Genomic DNA, 8,571 nt, shown 5'->3' on the forward strand with positions numbered 1-8,571 from the left:
ACACTTACTGGATGTAGTAGCCGGACACCTTCCAGCTGCCGTCGGCCTCGCGCATCGGCGTCACGGTCTCGGTGGCCGACCTGGTGGCGAACACGGTCATGTACTGGACCACGACGTATTCGCCCTCGGGGGCGCCGGGAAGCTTGCGGGTGTACTGGGCGGCGAGGAGCTTGCGCGACTTCACGGCGCCGAGCGGCGCACGGACGGCGCGCATGGCATCGTTCCACTGCGGACCGGTCACCGCGCTGCGGAAGGCGGCGGCGCCCTGGCTCCAGCTGTCCTCGTATTTGGCGTCGTCCACCGTGGCCAGCCAGGCCTGCGCCACCGCGGTGGCGGCCTGGGTCGCTGCGGAACTATCCTGCGCAGCGGCAGGCTGGATAAGTGCTAGGGTAGACAGCAAGACGGCGGCGGCAAATCGCATGGGACGCTCCCGGTAGTGAACATCAACAGTCTGTCCAGCATACCGGAAAGCCCACGCGACTTTGTCGCGCATTGTTTCAGCTGACTCAGGCCGTCTTGGCCTGGAACTCGGACGATGCGATATCGGCCAGGTCGCACAGCGCCTGCAGCTCGGCCGAACGGAGCCGGCGCGGCTCGCGGTCGATCACGCACAGGGTACCCATCGGCAGGCCGGAACGGTCGCGCAGCGGCACCCCCGCGTAGAAGCGGATGTGCGGCTCGGCCAGCACCAGCGGGTTCTCGCGGAAGCGCTCGTCGGTGGCGGCATCTTCGACCATGAAAGGTGCATCCTGCAGGATGGCGTGCGAGCAGAAGGCCCACTCGCGCGGGGTCTCCTGCGGGCCCAGGCCGACGCGCGCCTTGAACCACTGGCGGCGCGCGGTCAGCAGCGACACCAGCGCGATCGGCGAGGCGGTCACGGTGGCTGCCAGGCGGACAATCCGGTTGAAGCGCTCTTCCTGCGGACTGTCGACCAGGCGCGACGCGGCTAGTGCGGCCAGTCGGCGCGCTTCGTCCGCGCCGGTCGGGAAGCTTTCGTCGCCCTGCAGGATGAATTCGGGATCGGTCGGCGCCTGCACCAGCGTTTCCCCGGACAGGGAGCCGGACAGCGGGCCCGCACGGTCCAGCATGGCCTGGATCGTACTCTGGCGGGTGCGCCGGTGGCCCCCCGGGGTTTTCCACGACGGAATGGCGCCGCTCTCCATCCACAACTGTACGGTGCTGGTGGCGACGCCCAGCATCCGCGCTGCGGCACTGGTGGTGAGGATCGGGTCCTCTTCGGTGAACTTGCTCTGCATTAGCGGTCCTGGTTATCCAGTGAAGTATACCCGAAATGACGAAATCCCTCCTCCTAAACCATCATTTTAGAGATGAGTTTCGGATATGCCCAAATAGCTCAATTTAAATTGCATTAAAGAAATTGAGGCGATGCTAACATGCCCAAATTCAATAGTTTTGTACTGGCACGCGGGGGTGCCACCTGCCCGGCACTGGATGAGACGCGTGTACGCTATCCCTCGCCGGGATGGTTGAACACCTGGCGCAGGTATGCCAGGAAGGTCTCGTCCGTACACATCGACTTGCCCGGCGAATCCGACAGCTTGGCCACCGGCTGCCCGTTACAGTGGGTCAGCTTCATCACGATGTTCAGTGCCGGGTACGGCGTGTCGTTGGTCAGCTTGGTGCCGATGCCGAAGCCCAGCATGGTGCGGTCGGCGAAGTGGCGGTACAGGCCGAGCGCCTTGGGCACGGTCAGCGCGTCCGAGAACACCAGGCGCTTGGTGCGCGCGTCGATGCGCAGCCGGGCGTAGTGCGCCAGCGCCTTTTCGCCCCACTCCACCGGGTCGCCCGAATCGTGGCGCAGGCCGTCGAACAGCTTGGCGAAATACAGGTCGAAGTCGCGCAGGAAGGCATCCATGCCCACCACGTCGGTGAGCGCGGTGCCGAGGTCGCCCCGGTATTCCTGCACCCAGTCCTCCAGCGCGGCTTTCTGGAAGTCGCGCAGGCGCACGCCGAAAGCCTGGTAGGCCTGCAGGTATTCGTGCGCCATGGTCCCGATCGGCACCAGCTTGTATTTGTGGGCGAGGTAAACGTTGGAGGTGCCCTTGAAGAACTGCGGCAGCTCGCGCGCCAGCGTGGCCACCACGTCGTCGTGCCACTCGCCGGAGAAGCGCCGGCGCACGCCGAAGTCGAAGAATTCGAAGGGCGTGGCGCGCTGCGGTTCCCGTTCGAAGGCGCGCAGCTCGTCGATCTTCTGCCGCAGGCGCGCCCGCGCTTCAGGAATGACCGGCGCCTGGTCGAAGCGGCGGAAATACAGTTCGTTGACGATGTAGAGCACGAAGATCTCGAAACCCATCACGTGTACCAGCGGGCCGGCGGCGTGGATGCGCAGGTGCGGACCGTCGGTCTCGACCCGGATGAACTTGCGCTGGAAGCGGAACAGCGTGAGGAAGTCGGCGAAGTCGCTCTTGATGAAGCGCAGGCCGCGCAGGTAGGCGACTTCATGGTCGAGGAACATCAGCGAGCAGAGACGATCGAGCTCGCGCTCGACCTCATCCTTCAGCTCGGCCAGCGGATAGGCCGGCTGGTTCCGGCACAGGAACTCGTACTCGCCGACCGCGTCGGGATGGCTGTGCAACAGCGCCTGCCACATGGTGAACTTGTACAGGTCGGTTTCCAGCAAGCTGCGGACGACTGGCTTCATCGCTGTCCTTCAGGCGGTGGCAGGTTTTTTCTTCACGCGCTTCTTCGGCGCCAGCATGGTGCCGGTGCAGCCGGGCGTGCCGCAGCGGCAGGCGAACAGCTTCTTGAGGGCCGGCGTGTGGCGCTCATCGTAGATCAGCGCGTAGTTGTAGTTCAGCTCTTCGCCGGCGTCGATATCGCGCATCGCGTGGATGTAGACCCGTTCGTCGTCCTCGAAGGCTTCGCAGTTGGGCGAGCAGGCGTGGTTGATCCAGCGCGCCGCGTTGCCGCGGCTGCCGCCGTCGATCACGCGGCCGTCGGCCAGCGTGAAATAGAAGGTGTGGTTGATGGGACCACCTGCCTCGGCGGCGCGCCGGGTCGCTTCGTCCCAGGTGATGCGCTCGCCCCGGTACTCGATGATCCGTTCGCCGGCGCCGATGGGCCTGAGCGCGAAGACGCCGTTGCCGTGGACGGGGGACTTCCTGACTTCGTAGGCGGGGTCGGACTGGGCGGAGCGTGTCGTGGTCATCGGCTTGGGTGGATGGAGCGGGTTATGAAAACGATGACCATTATGGTACGAATCGCTGCAGCCATGCCGCACAATTTTGCCATACGGTCGGACACATCAATCCTCTTGAAGCTCACGCCACCATGGCCGCGGCTTCGCCCAGCACCAGCAGGCCGGCCAGCAAGGCTGCCATGCCCGCAGCCATGGCACCAACGACCATGCGCCGCCACTGCGCCTTACGCTCCAGCAGCCGCTTGACGAAGCGCCGCTTGCCCCGTGTCTCCATGCGCTGCCGCACCTGCAAGGCCGCATCCCTTTGATTGCTCTTCATTGTGTTCCTCCTTTGTCGATTCACGCCGGCTGCACGAGGCGTGTCAGGACAGCCAGGTCATGCTGGCTGAGGTAAGTGGTGGTGCACATGGTTTGCCTTTCCCAGCCCGTAAAAGGCTGGCCAACAGGAACGAATGGGCTGCCGCGGCACATGCGTCGGCATGCGGCAGCTTCTCAGACGGTGCTTGTGGATGGGGCTCGGGAGAGTGGCTGGACCTGGAAGTTCAGGCCTGGCCGGCTCTCGCCGAGCTCAGGAAAGGCAGGCGAGATCGCGCGTCGACCGTTGCGCGAGACGAGCGTGGAACACGCTCAGTCCGAGCGACAGGGAGGTTTGCGGGAAGCGGGCAGCGTCGACGGCACCAGCGCGCGCAGCCCGCACGCTGGAGGAACAACCAATGCCGTAAGAAGAAGTGCAGCGCATGCTCGTGTGGGACCACATCATGGTTGGGTACCGGACCAGTATATACGTCCTGGTTTTTTCGTCAACCGCGGACCGGCTCAGGCCGCGAAGTCTTCTTCGCGGTATTCGACGCCCTGCCCCTCCGGCGGCGCGGTCCCGGCGGCGCGCCCGGCTTCTTCCTTGCGCAGCTCGACGCGCCGGATCTTGCCCGAGATGGTCTTGGGCAGCTCGCGGAATTCGATGCGGCGGATGCGCTTGTAGGGCGCGAGCCGTTCGCGCGCGAAGGCGAACAGCGACGCCGCCACCTCGCGGCTCGGGGCCACGCCCTGGCGCAGCGTGACGAAGGCCTTCGGCACCGACAGGCGCAGCGGGTCGGGACTCGGCACGATCGCCGCCTCCAGCACGTCCTCGTGCTCGATCAGCACGCTCTCGAGTTCGAAGGGGCTGATGCGGTAGTCCGAGGACTTGAACACGTCGTCGTTACGCCCGACGTAGAAGTAGTAGCCGTCCGCGTCCACCGTCGCGGTATCGCCGGTGTGGTAGTGGCCGGCGCGCATGACGCCGGCGGTCTTTTCCTGGTCGCCCTCGTAGCACATCATCAGGCCCAGCGGGGCCGGGTCGAGCGCGAGCGAGAGTTCGCCTTCCTGTGCCGGCTGGTCGTCGATGTCGAGCAGCGCCACCCGGTAGCCCGGCAGCGGCCGGCCCATCGAGCCCGGCTTGATCGGCTGGCCCGGCGAATTGCCGATCTGGCAGGTGCTTTCGGACTGGCCGAAGCCGTCGCGGATGCGGATGCCCCAGGCCTTCTCGACCTGCTCGATCACTTCGGGATTGAGCGGTTCTCCCGCGCCCACCAGTTCGCGCAGCGGCGGCTTCCAGCTGCTTAAGTCTTCCTTGATCATCATGCGCCAGACCGTCGGCGGGGCGCACAGCGAGGTCACGCCGCAGCGCTGGATGGTGTCGAGTGCCGCCTTGGCGGAGAAGCGCTCGTAGTTGTAGATGAAGATGGTCGCGCCGGCGTTCCAGGGCGCGAAGAAGCAGCTCCAGGCGTGCTTGGCCCAGCCCGGCGAGGAGATGTTCCAGTGGACGTCGCCCGGCTGCAGGCCGATCCAGTACATGGTCGACAGATGGCCGACCGGATAGCTCTGGTGGCTGTGCAGCACCAGCTTGGGCTTGGCCGTGGTGCCGGAGGTGAAGTACAGCAGCAGCGGGTCGGTGGCGCGGGTGTCGCCGACCTGCGAGAACACTGTCAGTACGTCACGGCTGGCGTCGAAGTCGTGCCAGCCATCGGGCTTGCCACCCACCGCGATGCGGGTGAAGTCGCCAGCCATGGTCTCGAACTTGGCCGCTTCCGAGGCCTGGGCGATGACGTGCTTCACGCGGCCGCGCTCGAGGCGGTCCTGCAGGTCGGCGCCCGAGACCAGCATGGTGGTCGGCACCAGGACGGCGCCGAGCTTGATCCCCGCCAGCATGATCTCCCACAGTTCGACCCGGTTCGGCAGCATCAGCAGGACGCGGTCGCCGCGGTTGACGCCGCACTGGCGCAGGTACTCCGCCACCTGGCAGGAGCGCGAGGCCATGTCGGCGAACGAGATCTTGCGCTCGCTGCCGTCTTCCTCGACCACCCACAGCGCCGGGGTGTAATTGTCCTTCGCCATCTGGTCGAAGTAGTCGAGCGCCCAGTTGAAGGACTCCAGCTGGGGCTGCCGGAAATCGCGGTAGGCGGTGTCATAGTCGAGGCGGTGCTGCAGCAGGAAGTCGCGCGCTTGGATGAAGCGCTGGGTCGGCGTCATGGTGTCTCCTGGTCGCTGGGTGGCATGAATGCTGTAGTCATTTTGCCATGTTTGCTACCACGCGACGACATCAGTTGCGCCTGAGGGGGGTGATCCGCATCTCACCCTCCGGCTCCATCATGTCGATGACGCGGCAGTCGCCGCACATGCGCAGGCGGTCGAGGTGGCCGCTGAAGGCCGGGTGCGAGGCCAGGCGGCCGAGCATGTTCTCGACCATCTGCAGGGTGCCGAAAGGCTTGTCGCAGCGGATGCAGTGGAAGGGCTGGGACTCGTTCAGCACCACGGCCTGGTTGCGGGTTTCCATGAAGGACAGGCGCGGCGCCAGCGTGATGGCGTTTTCCGGGCAGGTGGTGGCGCACAGCCCGCACTGGACGCAGTTCTTTTCGATGAAGCGCAGCAGCGGCGCGCCCTGCCCGTCCTGCAGCGCGCCCGCGGGACAGGCGCCGACGCAGGACATGCACAGGCTGCAGGCCTTGCGGTCGACCTCGATCGCGCCGAAGGGCGCGCCGGGCGGCAGCGCGACCTGCTCCGGTTTGACGGGGGCGTGGCGGTGCAGGTGCTCGAGCGCATAGTCGAGCGTGTTGCGCTTGTCGTTCGCCAGGTGGAACACGGCCGGTTCCAGCGGCACGCGCCCGCGCGGCGCATGGCGCAGCGCCACGGCGAGTTCCTCCGGCGCGTCGACCCGCAGCAGCTGGAAGTGCGGGCCTTCGTAGCCGAGGCCGTCCAGCACCGCCTGGGCGATCTCCATCTGCTGGTCGAGGGCGGCGATGTACTGGGGCGCTTCCCGGCCCGTCATGAGCGCCGCGATGCCGGCGGCGCCGTAGGCGATGGCGCCGAACCAGACGTCGATGCCGGTCGCGGCGGTGTGCTGCAGCGCCAGCGGGATGACGCGGCCGGGTACCGCATCGCCGAGCTGGGCCAGCAGCGCGGCGCCCTGCTCCGGATCGTGCAGCAGGAATACCGGCTCCTCGCCGCCCGCCGCGCGGTAGGACCGCAAGGCCGCCTGCATGCGCTTGCCGGTGAGCGCGGCCGGCGGGAAGGCATAGCTGATCGCCCCCGTGGGACAGACCGTCGAGCAGGCGCCGCAGCCGGCGCACAGGTAGGGATTGACCTTGATCTTGTCGCCGTCACCGGCGATGGCTTGCGCCGAACAGATCTCGATGCAGGCGCTGCAGCCCTTCTGGCCGTTGCGGCCATGGGCGCAGCTGCGTTCCTTGTACGAGAAGTACTTGGGCTTTTCGAAGTCGCCGACCATGTCGAGCATGGCCTCGACGGCTTCGGTCCGCGCCGCCTCCTCGTAGCCGGGGGCGAAATAGCCGTGCGGGCGCTGGTGGCTCGGAATCAGGCGGCTCGGGCTCAGGTCGAGCACGAGGTCGAAGCGGCCCTGCTGGAGCGCCTGGCCCGGCGCCTGCCAGCGCGCCTCGAAGGCGCCCAGCCAGCCGGCGACGGCGACCGTGCGCGCCACGTGGACCGGGTAGGGGCGCAGCGGCATGCTCTCCTGGCTGTCGAGCAGCAGGACGGTGAGCGGCAGCGCGGCCGCGAGGCGGTCGGCCCAGGGCAAGGCCTGCTCGGCCGAGCCGACCACCAGGGTGCGGCCGGCGGAGCGGTAGCTGACCGTGATCGCCGGTTCGAACACCGGGATGGCGTCGGCAGCCAGGATGGCGGCGCTCCTGGCTTGCGCATTGCGCCCTTCCTGGACCGGGTCGATGGGCGGATTGTCGGTGAAACGGATGTTCATGCTTTCCCTTGTGTGGACAGCGGCGCCCCTTCTTGCTCCGCGGCTTGCTCGTTCGTATGTTCGCTCATTTGCTCGATCATTTGTTCGGTTTCCTGCTCGTCGCCGAACAGCCGCGACAGCACCCCGGGCGCGTGCTTGAGCGAGGCCAGCATGGCCGGGCTGAGCGGCGAGGCCTGGTTGTAGTCGCTCATGTACATGTCGAGGCCGTCGATCGTGTTGAAGTGCGGATCGCTGAACAGCTTCTTCAGGGCGAGGCGCTGCACCGATTTGTCGACGCCCTGGGCTACGAAGGCGGAGAAATCGGCGTCGGGGGTCAGGCGGGCGACGTCTTCGATAGTCGGGAGCGGCGCTGCCTCGGCTTCCCGCCGTGCCGCCACGGGCGCGGGCGCCGCCGGCGGGCGTGACGGCTCGACCGGCGCGGCATCGCCACCGGTGGATTTCAGGCGCGCCCAGCGCCGGAAGAATCCTTCGTCGGACATCGGAGCCCCGCTCATCCGTGCTCGCGGCCGCGCCGCTTGCCGGCCTTGGGCTGGTAGTGCTCGCGCAGGTAGCCGGCCACCCAGGCATAGATCTCGGCGGGCATGGCGACCCCGTCGGCCTGCTCGCCGGAGTCGAACATGCGCGTGCCTTCGAGGTAACTGACCGAGGCGCGTACCGGGATGGCCTTGCCCTCCTCCATGCGCCACAGCACGAACACCTTCGATTCCGGCGCCATGCAGTTTTCGTAGTAGCCGTCGTTCTCGTCTGTATACAGCTCGAGTTCGAGGCCCGAGACCAGGTAGTAATCGCGCTCCGGACTTTCGCTGAGCACCTGCAGGCGCGGCAGCGTGCCGCGGTCCGGCACCACGCCCACCGCTTCCCAGGCCTCGTCGGCCCAGCGGTGCTGCACGGCGCGGCGCTGCATGATGACCGCGATCGGCATGCTTCCCATCTTCATTGCTTGTTCGCCGTCTTGGGTGTACCGGCCTTTTCGGTCGCCGGGGCCGCGCCCTTCGGCACGGACCTGGTCTGTCCTACTTTGACATCCTCGCTCGGCGCCGCGGTGCCCAGCTTCTCGCTCTTGATCGGGACGTTGGCGGCGTTCAGCGCCTGGCGGCTGTGCGGCGCGGCGCCGGTCGCGGGCGCGGCGGCGGCCGTGCCCGGCGCCGCGTTGGCGGGCGGGGCC

General features: G+C 67.1%; 9 protein-coding genes and 1 pseudogene. All 10 read right to left on the reverse strand.

The window, feature by feature from the left end:
* Window positions 1-4: 4 nt before the first annotated feature.
* Window positions 5-421 (reverse strand): DUF4019 domain-containing protein, encoded by a 417-nt coding sequence (locus AC56LK_RS05240; protein ID WP_497183502.1) that lies wholly within the window; start codon window positions 419-421, stop codon window positions 5-7.
* An 85-nt stretch (window positions 422-506) separates the two neighbouring features.
* On the reverse strand, window positions 507-1,256 hold the full coding sequence (locus AC56LK_RS05245) for a GAF domain-containing protein (protein ID WP_497183503.1): 750 nt from the start codon (window positions 1,254-1,256) through the stop codon (window positions 507-509).
* A gap of 212 nt (window positions 1,257-1,468) precedes the next feature.
* Window positions 1,469-2,662: a nicotinate phosphoribosyltransferase gene (gene pncB, locus AC56LK_RS05250; protein WP_497183504.1), complete on the reverse strand. Its 1,194-nt coding sequence runs from the start codon at window positions 2,660-2,662 to the stop codon at window positions 1,469-1,471.
* A gap of 9 nt (window positions 2,663-2,671) precedes the next feature.
* On the reverse strand, window positions 2,672-3,169 hold the full coding sequence (locus AC56LK_RS05255; protein ID WP_497183505.1) for an SET domain-containing protein: 498 nt from the start codon (window positions 3,167-3,169) through the stop codon (window positions 2,672-2,674).
* Window positions 3,170-3,281: 112 nt separating this feature from the next.
* Entirely contained in the window at window positions 3,282-3,479 is a 198-nt protein-coding gene (locus tag AC56LK_RS05260) for a hypothetical protein (RefSeq protein ID WP_497183506.1), read from the reverse strand.
* Window positions 3,480-3,976: 497 nt separating this feature from the next.
* Window positions 3,977-5,668: an AMP-binding protein gene (locus AC56LK_RS05265; RefSeq protein WP_497183507.1), complete on the reverse strand. Its 1,692-nt coding sequence runs from the start codon at window positions 5,666-5,668 to the stop codon at window positions 3,977-3,979.
* A 70-nt stretch (window positions 5,669-5,738) separates the two neighbouring features.
* Entirely contained in the window at window positions 5,739-7,406 is a 1,668-nt protein-coding gene (locus AC56LK_RS05270) for a 4Fe-4S binding protein (protein WP_497183508.1), read from the reverse strand.
* A complete protein-coding gene (locus tag AC56LK_RS05275) occupies window positions 7,403-7,885 on the reverse strand; it encodes a DUF3306 domain-containing protein (protein ID WP_497183509.1) in 483 nt (160 codons plus the stop codon). The genes AC56LK_RS05270 and AC56LK_RS05275 overlap by 4 nt, the downstream gene beginning before the upstream one ends.
* An 11-nt stretch (window positions 7,886-7,896) precedes the next feature.
* Complete coding sequence (locus AC56LK_RS05280) at window positions 7,897-8,343, reverse strand: DUF3305 domain-containing protein (protein ID WP_436105506.1); 447 nt, start codon at window positions 8,341-8,343, stop codon at window positions 7,897-7,899.
* A pseudogene (locus AC56LK_RS05285) lies at window positions 8,340-8,571 on the reverse strand (hypothetical protein); the annotation flags it as partial. The gene AC56LK_RS05280 and the pseudogene AC56LK_RS05285, both read right to left, overlap by 4 nt.

The sequence above is a fragment of the Telluria sp. ZB4P36 genome (assembly GCF_059685865.1).

Excerpts from the sequence above, each read along its gene's own strand:
- AC56LK_RS05240 (WP_497183502.1), bottom strand. The coding sequence starts at position 421 with ATGCGATTTGCCGCCGCCGTCTTGCTGTCTACCCTAGCACTTATCCAG.
- AC56LK_RS05245 (WP_497183503.1), bottom strand. The coding sequence starts at position 1,256 with ATGCAGAGCAAGTTCACCGAAGAGGACCCGATCCTCACCACCAGTGCC.
- pncB (WP_497183504.1), bottom strand. The coding sequence starts at position 2,662 with ATGAAGCCAGTCGTCCGCAGCTTGCTGGAAACCGACCTGTACAAGTTC.
- AC56LK_RS05255 (WP_497183505.1), bottom strand. The coding sequence starts at position 3,169 with ATGACCACGACACGCTCCGCCCAGTCCGACCCCGCCTACGAAGTCAGG.
- AC56LK_RS05260 (WP_497183506.1), bottom strand. The coding sequence starts at position 3,479 with ATGAAGAGCAATCAAAGGGATGCGGCCTTGCAGGTGCGGCAGCGCATG.
- AC56LK_RS05265 (WP_497183507.1), bottom strand. The coding sequence starts at position 5,668 with ATGACGCCGACCCAGCGCTTCATCCAAGCGCGCGACTTCCTGCTGCAG.
- AC56LK_RS05270 (WP_497183508.1), bottom strand. The coding sequence starts at position 7,406 with ATGAACATCCGTTTCACCGACAATCCGCCCATCGACCCGGTCCAGGAA.
- AC56LK_RS05275 (WP_497183509.1), bottom strand. The coding sequence starts at position 7,885 with ATGTCCGACGAAGGATTCTTCCGGCGCTGGGCGCGCCTGAAATCCACC.
- AC56LK_RS05280 (WP_436105506.1), bottom strand. The coding sequence starts at position 8,343 with ATGAAGATGGGAAGCATGCCGATCGCGGTCATCATGCAGCGCCGCGCC.